Source organism: Arthrobacter sp. SAFR-044 (genome assembly GCF_051965175.1).
Taxonomy (GTDB): Bacteria; Actinomycetota; Actinomycetes; order Actinomycetales; family Micrococcaceae; genus Arthrobacter.
This window is the reverse complement of sequence record NZ_JBQCMK010000015.1, coordinates 1-15115: the sequence shown is the minus strand read 5'-3', so window position 1 is coordinate 15115 and position 15115 is coordinate 1. Positions and strand designations below refer to the sequence as shown.

At 66.5% G+C, this 15115-nt stretch carries 14 protein-coding genes; 7 read left to right on the top strand and 7 right to left on the bottom strand.

Annotated features, from left to right (window positions below; genetic code table 11):
- Both hisD and nrdR read left to right on the top strand, forming a co-directional pair.
- Entirely contained in the window at nt 1–1374 is a 1374-nt protein-coding gene (gene hisD / locus ACTHQS_RS18540; RefSeq protein ID WP_440171823.1) for a histidinol dehydrogenase, read from the top strand.
- 137 nt (nt 1375–1511) lie between these two features.
- Complete coding sequence (gene nrdR / locus ACTHQS_RS18535) at nt 1512–2015, top strand: transcriptional regulator NrdR (protein ID WP_440171821.1); 504 nt, start codon at nt 1512–1514, stop codon at nt 2013–2015.
- A 52-nt stretch (nt 2016–2067) separates the two neighbouring features.
- On the opposite strand, the gene ppgK is transcribed toward nrdR, so the two are convergent.
- Entirely contained in the window at nt 2068–2871 is an 804-nt protein-coding gene (gene ppgK, locus ACTHQS_RS18530; protein ID WP_440171949.1) for a polyphosphate--glucose phosphotransferase, read from the bottom strand.
- Between the two features lie 107 nt (nt 2872–2978).
- Nucleotides 2979–3857 carry a type I methionyl aminopeptidase gene (map, locus tag ACTHQS_RS18525; RefSeq protein WP_440171819.1) on the bottom strand — a complete coding sequence of 293 codons (879 nt, stop codon included), beginning with the start codon at nt 3855–3857 and terminating at the stop codon, nt 2979–2981.
- A 119-nt stretch (nt 3858–3976) separates the two neighbouring features.
- On the opposite strand from map, the gene ACTHQS_RS18520 reads away from it, so the two are divergent.
- Entirely contained in the window at nt 3977–4141 is a 165-nt protein-coding gene (locus tag ACTHQS_RS18520) for an SPOR domain-containing protein (protein WP_255175160.1), read from the top strand.
- 15 nt (nt 4142–4156) lie between these two features.
- Here the strand turns inward: ACTHQS_RS18520 and panB are convergent, their stop codons facing one another.
- Nucleotides 4157–5044 carry a 3-methyl-2-oxobutanoate hydroxymethyltransferase gene (gene panB, locus ACTHQS_RS18515; RefSeq protein WP_440171817.1) on the bottom strand — a complete coding sequence of 296 codons (888 nt, stop codon included), beginning with the start codon at nt 5042–5044 and terminating at the stop codon, nt 4157–4159.
- Between the two features lie 287 nt (nt 5045–5331).
- Here panB and glnA (ACTHQS_RS18510) point away from each other — a divergent pair, with 287 nt between their 5' ends.
- Genes glnA (ACTHQS_RS18510) through ACTHQS_RS18500 form a run of 3 tightly spaced genes read left to right on the top strand, consistent with a single transcriptional unit; the run spans nt 5332 to nt 10264 of the window.
- Nucleotides 5332–6672 (top strand): type I glutamate--ammonia ligase, encoded by a 1341-nt coding sequence (gene glnA, locus ACTHQS_RS18510; protein WP_141160830.1) that lies wholly within the window; start codon nt 5332–5334, stop codon nt 6670–6672.
- 9 nt (nt 6673–6681) lie between these two features.
- Nucleotides 6682–9693 (top strand): bifunctional [glutamine synthetase] adenylyltransferase/[glutamine synthetase]-adenylyl-L-tyrosine phosphorylase, encoded by a 3012-nt coding sequence (locus ACTHQS_RS18505; protein WP_440171814.1) that lies wholly within the window; start codon nt 6682–6684, stop codon nt 9691–9693.
- On the top strand, nt 9683–10264 hold the full coding sequence (locus tag ACTHQS_RS18500) for an N-acetyltransferase family protein (protein WP_440171813.1): 582 nt from the start codon (nt 9683–9685) through the stop codon (nt 10262–10264). Before ACTHQS_RS18505 ends, ACTHQS_RS18500 begins: the two co-directional genes overlap by 11 nt.
- 260 nt (nt 10265–10524) lie before the next feature.
- Here ACTHQS_RS18500 and glnA (ACTHQS_RS18495) read toward each other — a convergent pair whose 3' ends face one another.
- Entirely contained in the window at nt 10525–11949 is a 1425-nt protein-coding gene (glnA, locus tag ACTHQS_RS18495; protein ID WP_440171811.1) for a type I glutamate--ammonia ligase, read from the bottom strand.
- 285 nt (nt 11950–12234) lie between these two features.
- On the opposite strand from glnA (ACTHQS_RS18495), the gene ACTHQS_RS18490 reads away from it, so the two are divergent.
- Nucleotides 12235–12672 (top strand): RDD family protein, encoded by a 438-nt coding sequence (locus tag ACTHQS_RS18490; RefSeq protein ID WP_440171809.1) that lies wholly within the window; start codon nt 12235–12237, stop codon nt 12670–12672.
- Nucleotides 12673–12691: 19 nt separating this feature from the next.
- Here the strand turns inward: ACTHQS_RS18490 and ACTHQS_RS18485 are convergent, their stop codons facing one another.
- From ACTHQS_RS18485 to ACTHQS_RS18475, 3 genes are all read right to left on the bottom strand, one after another.
- Nucleotides 12692–13687 (bottom strand): DMT family transporter, encoded by a 996-nt coding sequence (locus ACTHQS_RS18485; protein WP_440171807.1) that lies wholly within the window; start codon nt 13685–13687, stop codon nt 12692–12694.
- A 15-nt stretch (nt 13688–13702) separates the two neighbouring features.
- Complete coding sequence (locus ACTHQS_RS18480; protein WP_440171805.1) at nt 13703–14062, bottom strand: DUF3817 domain-containing protein; 360 nt, start codon at nt 14060–14062, stop codon at nt 13703–13705.
- Between the two features lie 119 nt (nt 14063–14181).
- Nucleotides 14182–14934, bottom strand: coding sequence for a DUF4191 domain-containing protein (locus ACTHQS_RS18475; RefSeq protein ID WP_255175166.1), 753 nt, complete (start codon nt 14932–14934; stop codon nt 14182–14184).
- Nucleotides 14935–15115: the final 181 nt, after the last annotated feature.

Genomic DNA, 15115 nt, shown 5'->3' with positions numbered 1-15115 from the left:
GTGACCACATCCCCGGAGTTTCCCGCCCCCGTGACAGCCGCCGTCGACTTCCGCACCATTGACCTTCGGGGCCGCCACCTGAGCCTCCCGGCACTGCGCGCCGCGGTGCCCCGCGCCAAGGGCCAGACCGTGGCGGACGCCGAGGAAAAGGTCCTGAAGATCATTTCCGCCGTCCGGGAGCGCGGCTTCGCGGCACTGGCTGAGCTGGCTGAACGGTTCGACGGCGTCGCGCAGGAGCACCCGCTGGTCCCCAGGGAGGCAATGGCCGCGGCCCTGGACCAGCTGGATCCGGCCGTGCGGGCTGCGCTGGAGGAATCCATCAGCCGGGCGCGGAAGTTCGCCGACGGGCAGCGCCCCCGCAACGTCGACGTCGAACTGGGCGACGGCGCCGTGGTCAGCCAGAACTGGGTGCCCGTTTCCCGCGTGGGACTGTACGTTCCCGGTGGCCTTGCCGTGTACCCGTCATCGGTGATCATGAACGTGGTGCCCGCGCTGGCTGCGGGCGTGGAGTCCATCGCCCTGGCCTCGCCCCCGCAAAAGGAATTCGACGGGCTGCCGCACCCCACCATCCTGGCGGCGGCAGCGCTGCTGGGCATCACCGAGGTCTACGCCATCGGCGGCGCCCAGGCCATCGCCGCCTTCGCCTATGGCGTCGATGCAACGGATGCGGGCCCGGCACTGCAGCCTGTGGACGTGGTGACCGGTCCCGGCAACATCTTCGTCGCCACGGCCAAGCGCCTGGTCAAAGGTGTCGTCGGGATTGACTCCGAGGCGGGAACCACCGAGATCGCCATCCTGGCGGACGACTCCGCCCAGCCCGCCCTGGTTGCCGCCGACCTGCTCAGCCAGGCCGAGCACGATCCCAAGGCAGCATCGGTCCTCATCACCGATTCCGAGGACCTGGCCGCTGCCGTGCGGGCTGAGCTGGCACTCCAGGCCGCCGCGACCAAGCACGCGGCCAGGGTGCAGGAAGCGCTGTCCGGTCCCCAGTCCGGAGTCGTGCTGGTGGACGGCCTGGACCAGGGCATCGCGGCCTGTGACGCCTACGCTGCGGAGCACCTGGAAATCATGACCCGGAACGCTTCCGCCGTAGCCGCGCGCATCCGGAACGCGGGCGCCATCTTCGTGGGCGACTACAGCCCGGTCAGCCTTGGCGACTACTGCGCCGGCTCCAACCACGTGCTGCCCACCAGCGGTACGGCCGCGTTTTCGTCCGGGCTGAACGTGACCACTTTCCTACGCGCCATCCAGGTGGTCAACTACAGCCGGGAAGCCTTGGCCGAGGTCAGCGGACACATCGTGAGCCTGTCCCGGGCCGAGGATCTTCCGGCCCACGGCGACGCCGTCACGGCCCGGTTCGACGGTGACCGGTGACACCACTACATGTAGTAATTACAGGATTGTTATTACCCCAGATCTGCCCGTAAACTGGGTACGCCACGGCATCGCCCCCCGGCGGTGCTGCTGGCTTCGAATTCCGTTTCACACCACAAGCGAAAAGGGGGAACGCCATGTACTGCCCGTTCTGCCGCAACCCTGATTCCCGCGTGGTGGACAGCCGGATGGCTGATGATGGCTCGGCCATCCGCCGGCGCCGGCAATGCCCTGAATGCGGCCGCCGGTTCACCACGGTCGAAACCACCAGCCTGTCCGTGATCAAGCGTTCCGGCGTTGGTGAGCCGTTCAGCCGCAGCAAGGTGATCAACGGCGTGCGCAAGGCATGCCAGGGGCGGCCCGTGAGCGAGGACGACCTCGCCATGCTGGCCCAGGAAGTCGAAGAACAGATCCGTGCCTCGGGTGCCGCTGAAATTGACGCCCACGAGGTGGGCCTGGTGATCCTCGGGCCCCTGCAGAAACTTGATGAGGTAGCCTACCTGCGCTTTGCCAGCGTCTACCAGGCCTTTGAATCCCTCGAGGACTTCGAGACCGCCATCGCCCTGCTCCGCCACGAGGCCGGGGAAGGCGCCAAGGGCGCAGCCGCTCCGGCCAAGAGCTCCGAGAAGAGCCCGCTCTAAAACTCCGGTGGCGGCAGCGGAGGGGAAGCCGCAGCCGCCACCGGCACCACTCCTATTTGGCCAGCTTGTGCTGCAGCGCGATTTCCAGCGCTGCCCCCACGATGCCTGCCTCATTGCGGAGGACGGCAGGGACAATCGGGGTGCGGAGCCTGAGGTTGGGAAGGTATTCGTCGGCGCGCTTGGAAATTCCGCCGCCCACGATGAACAGTTCAGGGGAGAACAGGAACTCCACATGCGAGAAGTAGCGCTGCAGCAGCACGCTGTACTCGTCCCAGGACAGCCCGTCCCGCTCGCGGGCAACAGCTGACGCCTTCGATTCGGCGTCGAAACCGTCAATTTCCAGGTGCCCCAGCTCTGCGTTGGGGACCAGCTTTCCGTCGAAGATGAAGGCTGAACCGATGCCGGTGCCCAACGTGATCACCAGGACGGTGCCCGAGACGCCCGCGCCGGCACCATAGCGTGCTTCCGCCAGGCCTGCGGCGTCGGCATCATTGATGACCTCCACCGGGCGGCCGAGCCGTGCCGTGAGAAGGGCGTCGATGTCCGTGTCCAGCCAGCTCTTGTCCACATTGGCGGCGGAGTGGACCACGCCGTGCTGGATGATGCCCGGGAAGGTCACCCCCACAGGGGAGCCGGCTTCCGGTGCTTCCGGACGTGCCGAGAGCTCGGCCACCACCAGGGCCACGGCCTCCGCCACGGCTTCAGGGGTGGCCGGCTGCGGGGTGGGAACCCGGAACCGTTCTCCGAGCAGCTTGCCCTTCTTCAGGTCGACAATGCCGCCCTTGATGCCCGTACCACCGATGTCGATGCCGATCAGCGGTGCGTTCTTGTGCGACTTCTCGTCCTTCTTGGCCAATGGGATTCCGTTCTTGACAGGGGCGGGCAGGAAAAGGGCCAGCTTGGGGCGGCCCATGACAGGTGTCCGGTCTGCACCGGCAGCATGCCCCGGGGGCATGGACCAGGCTACGGCAGGGTAAGGATTTCGGCGCCGGTCTCGGTGACCAGCAGGGTGTGCTCGAACTGGGCGGTGCGCTTGCGGTCCCGGGTGACGACGGTCCAGTCATCGCTCCACATGTCCCACTCCACGGTGCCCAGCGTGAGCATCGGTTCGATGGTGAACACCATTCCGGTTTCGATCACGGTGTTGTAGGCAGGGGCCGCGTCATAGTGGGGGATGATCAGCCCGGTGTGGAAGGCCTCCCCGACGCCGTGGCCGGTGAAGTCACGCACCACGCCGTAACCAAAGCGCTTGGCGTAGGACTGGATGGCCCTGCCAATGATGTTGATTTCGCGTCCCGGTGCCACGGCCTTGATGGCCCGGTTCAATGACTCCTGGGTGCGCTCCACCAGCAGCCGGGATTCCTCGTCCACATCCCCCACCAGGAAGGTGTAGTTGGTGTCTCCGTGGACGCCGTTGAGATAGGCCGTGATGTCGATGTTCAGGATGTCGCCGTCCTGGACCACCGTGCTGTCCGGGATGCCATGGCAGATGACCTCGTTCAGGGAGGAGCACAACGACTTGGGGAATCCGCGGTAACCGAGCGTGGAGGGGTAGGCATTGTGGTCGAGCAGGAATTCGTGGCCCACCCTGTCCAGTTCGTCGGTGGTGACACCCGGCTGGATGTGCTTGCCTACTTCCACGATGGCCTGGGCCGCGATTTTTCCGGCGATCCGGATCTTCTCGATGGTTTCGGCGGACTTGACCTCGGACCCGGTGAATTTTGCGGGGGCGGGGTTGCCAACGTACTCCGGACGGGGGATGGACGCCGGGACGGGACGCTGCGGACTCAGGGTACCCGGGGTGAGGGTGCCAATGGGTGCAGTCGAGGCAAGGGAAGGCATAGATTGATCATATAAGGCACCACAGAACGCCTAACAACCGACAAGCTGGGGAGGGGCGCGTAAGTGTTTGTGTTACGTGGATCACCCCCTGGTTCCTGTCGCCGGAACGAGGAGCAACGATGACTGAGTACTGGTTCAACATCAACACCCACGAAGTGGAAGAGGACCGGCTGTCGGACTGGAGCCAGCTCATTGGGCCCTACAAGACCCGCGAAGAAGCGGAGCACGCCATCGAGAAGGTCAGGGCGCGCAACGAGGCCTGGGAAAAGGGCGACGACGACTGATGGCCTGTTTCCTGCCTAGAACGAATGCTCCGGGCCGGGGAACCCGCCTGACCTGACGTCGTCGCCATAGGCCGTGGCGGCGTCGTGCAGTGTGCTGCGAAGGTCCGCGTACTGCTTCACGAACTTGGCCATCTTTCCGCCGCGGAGTCCCGCCATGTCCTGCCACACCAGGACCTGGCCAGTCGTGGCCTTTCCGGCGCCGATGCCCACCGTCGGGACATTGACCGCGGCGTCAACCGCCGTGGCCGTCTCAGCGGGCACCATTTCCATCAGTACGCAGAACGCCCCGGCTTCTTCGAGTGCGCGGGCGTCGTCGATCAGCCGCTGGGCGTCGTCGCCGCGGCCCTGGACGCGGTAGCCGCCCAGGGCGTGCTCGCTCTGCGGAGTGAAGCCGATGTGCGCCATGACCGGGATGCCGGCCTGCACCATGGCCCTGACCGTGGGTGCGTAGTACTTGCCGCCCTCGATCTTCACCGCGTGGGCGAGCCCTTCCTTCAGGAACCGGACACCGGCGGCCACGGCCTGTTCGGCACTGACTTCGTAGCTGCCGAAGGGCAGGTCGGCAACCACCAGGGCGCGTTTGGCCGACCGTGCCACCGCCCGGCAGAGGGGGAGGAGTTCGTCGACAGTGACCGGGAGGCTGGTCTCGTTGCCAAAGACGTTGTTGGACGCCGAATCTCCCACCAGGAGCACCTCGATGCCGGCAGCATCAAAAATCTCGGCCGTGTACTGCTCGTACGCGGTGAGCATGGCGAATTTGGTGCCATCGCGCTTGGCCTGCTGGAGGTGGTGGAGGCGCACCCTTGCCGGCTTCCGTTCTGCGGGGGCAGGCACGCCGGGGCCGCTGCCGTAGGGGGCGGGTACTTCTGCGGACGCGCTGGAGCCGGAGCTGTTGGAGGCCATGGGATGAGCGTAATGCGGTACCGGCCGTCCTAGCTACCGGGGCCAGCGCGGGGCAGGGGTGATCAGCGTCATAACGGCAGCTGGGGCCCACCGGTGATGCGCCGCCTGGAACCGGACGCAGGGGCGGCCCGAGGGTGTCATTTGGGGCCCGCCAGGTTAATGCTGTGTTACGCGCGGCGCAGGCTTCGGCATCGGCGCAGAATGATTAGTACAGTGTTGATGAACTGCTGCCGGCATTCCCCTCGCGTGGACCCGGAGCATGGACGTTGACCGGAGAAGAGGCCATCATGGACCGCCAGCAAGAGTTTGTCCTGCGCACAATCGAAGAGCGCGACGTACGTTTCGTGCGCCTGTGGTTCACCGACGTCGTGGGTTCGCTGAAGTCCGTGGCGCTGGCCCCGGCAGAGGTCGAGGGCGCATTCGAAGAAGGCCTGGGTTTCGACGGTTCCTCCATCGAAGGCCTGGCCCGTGTTTTTGAATCCGACATGCTGGCGCAGCCCGATCCCGCCACCTTCCAGATCCTGCCGTGGCGCGGCGAGACGGAACAGACGTCCAGGATGTTCTGCGACATCCTGACCCCCGACGGCGAGCCCTCCGCTGCCGATCCGCGCAACGTGCTCAAGCGGACCCTGGCCAAGGCCGCGGACATGGGCTTCACCTGCTACACCCACCCCGAAATCGAGTTCTACCTGCTCAAGTCGCACGAGCCGGGTCCTAACGGTGCTCCTGTTCCGGTGGACGAGGGCGGCTACTTTGACCATGTCCCCGGTGGCGTGGCCCAGGACTTCCGGCGCACCGCGGTGACCATGCTGGAATCGGTCGGCATTTCCGTGGAATTCAGCCACCACGAGGCAGGCCCGGGCCAGAACGAGATCGATCTGCGCTACGCGGACGCCCTGCAGACGGCGGACAACATCATGACGTTCCGCACCGTGATCAAGGAAGTGGCACTGCAGCAGGGCACTTACGCCACGTTCATGCCCAAGCCGTTCACCGACCACCCCGGTTCCGGCATGCACACGCACTTCTCACTGTTCGAGGGCGACAGCAACGCGTTCTTCGAGGCGGGCGCAGAGTTCCAGCTGTCCAAGACGGCCCGGCAGTTCATTGCCGGCATCCTCAAGCACGCCCCCGAGTTCACGGCTGTCACCAACCAGTTCGTCAACTCCTACAAGCGCCTGTGGGGTGGCGGCGAGGCGCCCAGCTATCTCAGCTGGGGCCACAACAACCGCTCTGCGCTGGTCCGCGTGCCGCTGTACAAGCCGGGCAAGGGCCAGTCCGCACGGATCGAGTACCGCGGCATCGACTCCGCCGCCAACCCGTACCTCGCCTACGCCGTCCTGCTCGGCGCGGGCCTGAAAGGCATCGAGGAAGGCTACGACCTTCCCGCCGCAGCCGAGGACGACGTCTGGTCGCTCAGCTCCGCTGAACGCCGGGCCATGGGCCATGATCCACTCCCGGCCAGCCTGCACGACGCCATCCGCTCCATGGAGGACTCAGAGCTGATGCCGCAGATCCTGGGCGAACAGGTCTACGAGCACTTCCTGCGCAACAAGCGCGCCGAATGGCAGGACTACCGGCTGCAGGTGACGCCCTACGAGCTGCAGCGCAACCTCGGCATCCTCTAGGTGCCCGGCGTGAGCCTGGCTCGCCGCCTGATCGCGGCGGGATTCAGTGACCTGGAAAAGGGCGAACGGTTCCTTGCCGCGCGCGAACTCGAGGGACTGGACCAGGACAGGCTCTTCGCCGGGCTGCAACTCGCGGCCAGCCCGGACACCGCCCTGCAGTCGCTGGTGCGCCTGATTGAGAAGCACCCCCAGCTGCGGGACCTGGCGGCCGCCGACCTTGAAGACAGCGAGCCGATGTACCGGGTCCTGGGCGCGTCCGAGGCCCTGGGGGAATTCCTCATCAGGCACCCGGAGCATCTGGAGGCTTTCCGGGTCCGGGCCAGCCCCGAGCCACTGCCCGCCGACCCGGACCGGCTGCGCGCCACGCTCCTGCAGTCCGTGGGCGCCGATCCCCGCGCCGCCCGGCCCGTGGCCTCGGCTACCGGCGCGGATGCTTACGCGGCCCTGCGCACCGCCTATCGGCGTGGTTTGGTGGACCTCGCCGTCAAGGACCTCTGCGCCGCGGATCCCCTGGATTTCCTGCCGTCGGTGGGCGGTGAACTGGCGGACCTGGCCGCCGCCGCCATCGAGGCTGCCCTCGCCGTCTCCCGTGCGGAAGCGGCGGAGCAGCACAGCGCTGCCGACGTCGCCGACGTCGGCCTTGCCGTCATCGGCATGGGCAAATGCGGAGCCCGGGAGCTTAACTACATCTCTGATGTCGACGTCATCTACGTGGTGGACGCCGGGAGCCTGGAGGACGCCCAGGCGAACACCATAGGCACGGCCCTGGCAAGCGGCATCTCCAGGGCCATCTCCTCCGTGGCCAGGGAACCGGGCCTGTGGGAGGTGGACGCCAACCTGCGTCCCGAGGGCAAGTCCGGCCCGTTGGTCCGCACGCTGGCCTCCCACGAGACGTACTACGCCAGGTGGGCCGAAAGCTGGGAATTCCAGGCGCTGCTCAAGGCCCGTTCCATTGCCGGCGACGCCGCCCTGGGCCGGGCCTATGAGGACGCCGTGGCGCCCCTGATCTGGAGCTCGGCAGGGCGCGAGGGCTTTGTGGAGTCCGTCCAGGCGATGCGCCGCCGGGTGACCGAGCACATCCCGGCCGCCGAGGAGCAGCGCCAGATCAAGCTGGGCCGCGGCGGACTGCGCGATGTTGAGTTCACCGTCCAGCTGCTCCAGCTGGTGCACGGCAAGGCAGATGAATCATTACGACGGCGGGACACCACTTCCGCGATCGCCGCGCTGTCGGCAGGTGGTTATATCGGCCGTTCCGACGCCGCAGCGTTCGACAACGCCTACCGGTACCTGCGGCTCCTGGAACACCGGATCCAGCTGTTCCAGCTGCGGCGCACCCACCTGATGCCGGTGACGGAGCCGGCACTGCGGTCGCTGGCGAAGGCCGTGCTGGGCCCCTTCTCCAACGAACGGCCCAGCCCGGATTCCCTGCTGTCCGCCTGGCAGCGCACCAAGCGCTCGGTCCGTGAACTCCACGAGCGCATCTTCTACCGGCCTCTGCTGAACACGGCTGCCAAACTCAGCAGCGAGGATGCCAGGCTGACCCCCGAGGCGGCGCAGGGGCGGCTTGCGGCCCTCGGCTACCGGGATCCGAAGGGCGCAATGCGCCACATCGAGGCGCTGACGGCCGGGGTGAGCCGGCGGGCGGCGCTGCAGCGGCAGCTGCTGCCCGTCCTGCTGGACTGGCTCGCCGAAGGCGTGGACCCCGACGCCGGCCTGCTCGCCTTCCGCCGCGTCAGCGAGGCGCTGGGCACCACGCACTGGTACCTTGGCCTGCTCCGTGACTCCAACGCCGCGGCTGAGCGGCTCTGCCACATGCTGTCCAATTCGCGGCTGATAGCCGACCTCCTGGAGGTCTCGCCCGAGTCCGTGGCATGGCTGGGACAGGACAAGGACCTGCTGCCGGTGGGTTTCGAAGCCCAGTGGCAGGAAATCATCGCCAAGATGTCGCGGCACGAGGATCCGGAGAGTGCCATGCGCCTGATCCGGTTGATCCGCCGCCGGGAAATCCTGCGCATCGCCATCGCCGATTCCGCCGGCCTCCTGGACCAGGACCACGTGGGCAGGGCCCTGGCGGACACCGACCGCGCCGCCGTCCTGGGCGCCCTGCGGGTGGCAGAAGGAATAGTCTCCGCCGCCGGGCCGCTCAAGACCACCGTGCTGGTGGTGGCCATGGGCCGCCAGGGCGGCCGTGAAATCGGCTACGGCTCCGATGCCGACGTCATGTACGTCCACCGGGCGCTGCCCGGCTTTACGGAAGCGGAGGCTCAGGAACAGGCCGGCCGCATCGTGGCAAAGGTGTCCAGCCTCCTCACCCAGCCCCTGAAACCGGCCATCATGGCGGAACGGGTCCTCCAGATGGACGCCGACCTCCGTCCGGAAGGCAAGAACGGGGCCATGGTGCGGTCCCTTGACTCCTTCGCCGAGTATTACCGCCGCTGGTCCCTGATCTGGGAAGCCCAGGCCCTGCTGAGGGCAAGGCCCATGGCCGGCGACGATACCCTGGCCGCTGATTTCCTCAAGCTGATCGACCCCATCCGGTATCCGGAAACCGTGGCGGAGCAGGACGTGCGCGAGATCCGGCGCATTAAGGCCCGGGTGGAATCGGAGCGGCTGCCACGCGGCGCCGACCCCGCCCGGCACCTCAAACTGGGCCGCGGCGGCCTCAGCGACGTCGAGTGGCTGGTGCAGTTGCTGCAGCTCCAGCACGCCGGTAAACATCGGGAACTCCGGACCACGTCCACGCTGGAGGCCCTGGAAGCGGCAGCAGAACTCGGCCTGCTGGATGCCGCCGATGCCGGGCTCCTGGCCGACGCGTGGCGGCTGGCCAGCCGGATCCGGTCCGCAAACGTCATTTGGAGCGGTAAGGCCTCCGACCTCCTGCCGTCCTCGCGCCGCGACCTGGAGGCCGTGGCGCGCTGGTGTGGTTACGAACCGGGTCACGCAGCCGCGCTGGAGGAAGACTACCTGCGGGTGAGCCGCCGGGCCCGGGCCGTGTTTGAACGTGTCTTCTATGGGCACTGACTGGGTCTGGCTCATCCCGTTGCGGGACCTGGACGCAGACGCCCGCGCCATCCAGTTGGGTGCGATCGTCGGCATGTCGCTGCTGCCTGGCCAGGAACGTTTCGTGGGCGACCCCCTGCGCATGGCGCTGGCAGGACTGGCGGATGAATCGCGCTGGCCGTACGTGGTGGAGTCGGAGGGTAAGGCGGTCGGCCTCCTGACGCTCCAGGCGGGGGCCGCCTGCCTCGCCGGGTGGCCCGAGGACCAGTCAGCCTGGCTGCTGCGGGGCTTCCTCATCGACAGCAGGCACCAGGGCAAGGGGCTCGGCACCCTGGCGGCCAGTGCCGCTGTGGAGGCCGCACGCAGGCTGACCGCCCGGCACCAAGGCGGCGAGTCCGGCGTCGTACTTTCCGTCAATGAAGAAAACCCCGCGGGCCTGGCCGCATACCGCCGCGCCGGTTTTATCGATGCAGGGCCCTACCTGGGCGGCTCCGCGGGCCCGCAGCGGACCATGTTCCACAGCTTTGCCGCACCCGACATACGCACGACGCCGGCGCAAGGCGCGCCGGACACACGTACGACGCAGGCGTAACGCGCCGGACCGGCATTGCGCTTGCCAAGCGTTTGCCCGATTATGTGGATGGCGGTGCTCTCCAACCTTGTTGGGGGGAAGGCTGGACAGTCTTCGTCTCGGGGGGCATTCGTCAGGGGGTCCGGCTCCCGGTCTCAGCACGTCTGGAGGCGGGCCCCCACCTTTACGGTCTCCGTCCGTGGCCTGGCGGCCCGGACAACGCGAAAGGCGGCCACCGGATGAACCGGTGGCCGCCTTTGCTGCTTCAGGAAGCGGTGGTGCTAGACGCCGTAGTAGAGCTCGAACTCGTAGGGGTTCGGGCGCAGGGACAGCGGGCGGATCTCGTATTCGTACTTGTACTCGATCCAGGTGTCGATCAGGTCCTGGGTGAAGACGCCACCGGCCTGCAGGAACTCGTTGTCCTCACGCAGGGCCTCCAGGGCTTCCTCCAGGGTGCCCGGAGCCTTGGGGATGTCCTTGGCTTCCTCGGCGGGGAGCTCGTAGAGGTCCTTGTCGATGGGAGCCGGGGGCTCGATGCGGTTACGGATGCCGTCAATGCCGGCCATCAGCTGGGCAGCGAAGGCCAGGTACGGGTTGGAGGACGGGTCCGGTGCGCGGAACTCGATGCGCTTGGCCTTGGGGTTGGAGCCCGTGATGGGGATACGGATACCGGCGGAGCGGTTGCCCTGCGAGTAGACCATGTTGACCGGGGCTTCGAAGCCCTTGACCAGGCGGCGGTAGGAGTTCACCGTCGGGTTGGTGAAGGCCAGCACGGCGGAGGAGTGCTGCAGCAGGCCGCCGATGTACCAGCGGGCGGTGTCGGACAGGCCGGCGTAGCCCTTCTCGTCGTAGAACAGCGGCTCGCCGCCGTTCCACAGCGACTGGTGGCAGTGCATGCCGGAGCCGTTGTCGCCGAAGACCGGCTTCGGCATGAAGGTAACGGACTTGCCCCAGGCGTCAGCGGTGTTCTTGATGACGTACTTGAACTTCTGCAGGTCATCGGCAGCGTGGGTCAGGGTGGTGAACTTGTAGTTGATCTCGGCCTGGCCGGCGGATCCAACTTCGTGGTGGCTGCGCTCGACCTCGAGGCCGGCTTCGTCCAGGGCAACACACATGGCGTCACGCAGGTCAGCCTGCTTGTCGGTGGGGGAGACCGGGAAGTAACCGCCCTTGACGGGGGTCTTGTAGCCCAGGTTGCCGCCCTCTTCCTCGCGGCCGCTGTTCCAGTGGGCTTCTTCGGAGTCGATCTTGTAGAAGCTGCCCTCGGGGGAGGACTGGTACTGGACGTTGTCGAACACAAAGAATTCGGCTTCGGGAGCGAAGAACGCGGTGTCGGCGATGCCGGTGGAGGCCAGGTAGGCCTCAGCCTTCTCGGCCACGCCGCGCGGGTCGCGGTGGTAGGGATCACCGGTGCGCGGGTTGACGATCGAGAAGTTCAGCGCGAGGGTCTTCTCCATGCGGAACGTGTCCAGGAACGCGGTGGTGACGTCCGGGATCAGCTGCATGTCAGACTCGGCGATGCCCTGGAATCCGCGGATGGACGAACCGTCGAAGAGCTGGCCGTTGACGAAGAAATCAGCGTCAACGCTCTTGGCGGGGACGTTGAAGTGCTGCTGGACGCCCGGCAGGTCGGTGAAGCGGATATCGACGAACTTTACATCTTCGTCCTTGATGAACTTGAGGACTTCGTCCGCAGTCTTGAACATCTATGCTCCTAACGCATATGTAAATATCTGGCATGCAAGCCATGTGATCCAGCGCAATCCAAAATCAGGGAGAACGCACGGTTTTCCCTGTCGCCTGTACCTGCCGGGGGATTGCTTGAAACTGCTAACAGACTATGGATCCGGCATTTCCCGTCCGTGTCCGCATTGTTTCGGGCAGGTTACAGAATGCCCTGCTATGTCCACGCTATCCTCCGTCCACAGTGTGGTCGAGTCCCATCCACACTGTGGGCGCGCCGCGGCGGGATGGATCGGTAAACTTGGACGGTGGTAGATCGCAAAGACATTGGCTCCTGGCTCACTGGACCGGATACCTCCGGAATCTCAAAGTATCCGGGGGAGCGCCTGGGACTGCCGGAGTCCGGCCCCGGCTCCATTGCGCGCGCTGGACGCCGGATCGTTGCGATCATGATCGACTGGGGCATCGCGCTGCTGATCAGCAACTTTGCCTTTGGTGGCGATTCCTGGGCCACGCTTGGGGTCTTCGCCATCGAGCAGACCCTGCTGGTGGGAACCCTTGGTTACAGCATCGGCCACCGCATCATGGGCATCGCCGTGATAAAGCCGGGAGGCGGCACCCCGGGACCGCTGGCTGGTTTGGTGCGGGCAGTGCTCCTCTGCCTGGTCATCCCCGCCGTCATTTTCGACCCGGACCAGCGGGGGCTGCATGACAAGGCCATGAATACGCTCCTCATCCGGCGGTAGTCCCGCGTCCCAACGGGCGTCAGTGGGCGTCCTTCTGGCCGGGCAGCTGCCTGGACCGCCGCTGCCGGCGGAAGGCCGGCGCGTTCGTGACGATTACACCGCCGATCACGATGGCGCCGCCCACAAACTGCGCGGCTGTGTGGACGTGTCCGGTGAGAATGGTGAGGACTGCCGTGAAGACGGTGATCAGGTTGAGGAACACGCCTGCACCGCCTGCCGGCAGGACCGTCAGTGCCCGGTTCCACAGGAGGTAGGACAGTACCGACGGGAAGATGGCGATGAAGAGCAATGACGCCACCGTGCTGCCCGTTGCGGGAAGGGCCAGGCCGCCCGTCGCGAACCGCACCGGGGCCAACAGGGCCACCGCCAGGGCTGCTTGAACGGCAGTAGCGGTAATCGGCGGGATCTTTGGTGCCAGCCGGCCAATGACGGTGTAGGCCGTCCAGACAAGAACTGCCCCCACCATAAGCATCTCGCCTGTGCCGAAGCCGGCAGAGGCCAGCCTGCCAATATTCCCTCCACTGATAACGATGAGGACGCCGGCCAGGGCCATCACGACGCCGGCGACTGCCAGTCGCGTGAGCCGTTCGCGCAGGAAGAGCGCGGCCGCGAGCGTGATGAGCGCGGGATTGAAGGCATTGATCAGCGATGCATTGAATGCGTCGGTGTGTTCCAGCGCAAAGTAAAGGAGGAGGTTGTAGCCCAGCAGCCCGCACACGCTGAGCGCCAGCAGCCACGGCCACGCGGCCGCGACTTCCCGCCAGCATGGCCGCTCCACCAGCTGGGCTATCAGCAGCAGCGGCACCAGCGCGATGGCCCACCGCAGGAAGACCAGGCTCAGGGGGTCGATGCTTTGGACGGCGCCGGCGCCCACAACGTAGTTGCCGGCCCAGAACAGGGTTGCCCCCAGCAGGGACAGGAGAGCGACCAGCCGTCTGCGCCCCTGCACCCGCGGATCGGGCGCCTCCGCCTTCTGCGATCGCTGTGCCTTCAGCCCCTGCTCAACGGATTCCACGGCAGGCCTGTTCCCCTAGGCGCGGCTTGATTCAAGGACAGGGGCGGGTTCCGCGGCCCCGGCAGCGCTGAGGTAACCGCGGCGCCCGGCCCAGCGCTCGAAAAGGAGGGTGGCGAACGGGAAGACCGCCGAGCCACCGGCCAGCACGGCCACCAGGAACGGCCAGCGCTGCACCCGCCACAGCATGAGCGCGGCAACACCGTAGCCAATAAACAGGGCCCCGTGGACAGGGCCTGCGAGCTGCACGCCGATCTCCGTGGTGCCGGCAATCCATTTGAAATACATGCCGGCGAGGAGCGCTGCCCAACTGCAGGCCTCGGCCACGGCGAGGATGCGGAAAGCACGGATCACGGTAGTCCTGGGGTGCACGGTCATGTCCTGTCGTCGTGTGATGTATGGTGCCGCCGGCGGTGAAAGGGGCTGCGGGCGGCGGTGCGGGCCCAAGAAAAAACGCCCCGGCTGCCGGCAGGGCCGGTACCGGGGCGTCCTATCAGCTAGCGTCCGCGGTTGGGACGGGCCTTGTAGGGGTCGATGCCCTTGGGAATGGGAAGCCGGGTGCCCATGGATGCGATGCGCTTGGATACCGTGCTGACTTCAAGTTTGGTCAACTCGTTCTTCATCTTGCCCATCTGCTTTGCCACCTGGCTCAGCGGCACCTGGCCTTCGCCGCGCCCGGTCTGGATGGTGTGGACAGGGACGTTGGGCAGGATGCGCGCAAGGCGCTTGCGCTCGGCATCGAGCAGCGGCTTCACCCGGTGGGTGGGGCCTTCGCTGACAAGGACGACGCCGGGACGGCCGACTGCGCGGAACACGGCGTCCTGCGTGCGCGGGTTGACAGCCACAGGCTGTTCTTCCGTGATCCAGCCGCGGCGGAGCGTCCCCAGGGCGGCGCCGGAGGCTCCGGGCTGGTTCTCGATCTGCGCGAATGCAGCACGCTCAGCGCGGCGGGACAGAATAAAGGTTGCTGCCAGCAGACCCAGGGGAATGCCGATGATCAGGCCGGTGATCCAGTTATCCAGCCAGAAACCCACCAGGAAGCTCACGGCCACAACACCGAGGAACACCAGGAGCATCAGCCACGGAACCATGGGGTCGTGGCGGCGGGTCATGGTAAAGACCTCGCCGATCTGCTTGAGCCTGCTGGGCTTCTTGGCCTTAGCTTCCTTGGGCTTGCGCGTGAACAGGCCGCGCTTCACCGCGCTTGAGCCCGCCGGGGTGGAGTTGCTGGAGTCAGGGGATTTCGCCATAGTGCCTCAATTCTACGTGACTTAAACCAAAGGGCCGGACGTTGGAATCATCCAGCGTCCGGCTCATGGCAACTTCACGAAGGTGAGGTCAGGAATGGGCTGCGAGGAGGGTGGCGGCTTCCTGGCGGGTGGTGCCGGAGTCCTGGATGCCTTCTGCGATGTGGGCGAGGTTGGCGGGGAT

What these genes read in the sequence shown, in the direction of transcription:
- glnA (WP_141160830.1), top strand. Translation starts at nt 5,332, where the DNA reads ATGGACCGCCAGCAAGAGTTTGTCCTGCGCACAATCGAAGAGCGCGAC.
- ACTHQS_RS18500 (WP_440171813.1), top strand. Translation starts at nt 9,683, where the DNA reads ATGGGCACTGACTGGGTCTGGCTCATCCCGTTGCGGGACCTGGACGCA.
- ACTHQS_RS18520 (WP_255175160.1), top strand. Translation starts at nt 3,977, where the DNA reads ATGACTGAGTACTGGTTCAACATCAACACCCACGAAGTGGAAGAGGAC.
- map (WP_440171819.1), bottom strand. Translation starts at nt 3,857, where the DNA reads ATGCCTTCCCTTGCCTCGACTGCACCCATTGGCACCCTCACCCCGGGT.
- panB (WP_440171817.1), bottom strand. Translation starts at nt 5,044, where the DNA reads ATGGCCTCCAACAGCTCCGGCTCCAGCGCGTCCGCAGAAGTACCCGCC.
- ACTHQS_RS18480 (WP_440171805.1), bottom strand. Translation starts at nt 14,062, where the DNA reads ATGACCGTGCACCCCAGGACTACCGTGATCCGTGCTTTCCGCATCCTC.
- ACTHQS_RS18475 (WP_255175166.1), bottom strand. Translation starts at nt 14,934, where the DNA reads ATGGCGAAATCCCCTGACTCCAGCAACTCCACCCCGGCGGGCTCAAGC.
- glnA (WP_440171811.1), bottom strand. Translation starts at nt 11,949, where the DNA reads ATGTTCAAGACTGCGGACGAAGTCCTCAAGTTCATCAAGGACGAAGAT.
- nrdR (WP_440171821.1), top strand. Translation starts at nt 1,512, where the DNA reads ATGTACTGCCCGTTCTGCCGCAACCCTGATTCCCGCGTGGTGGACAGC.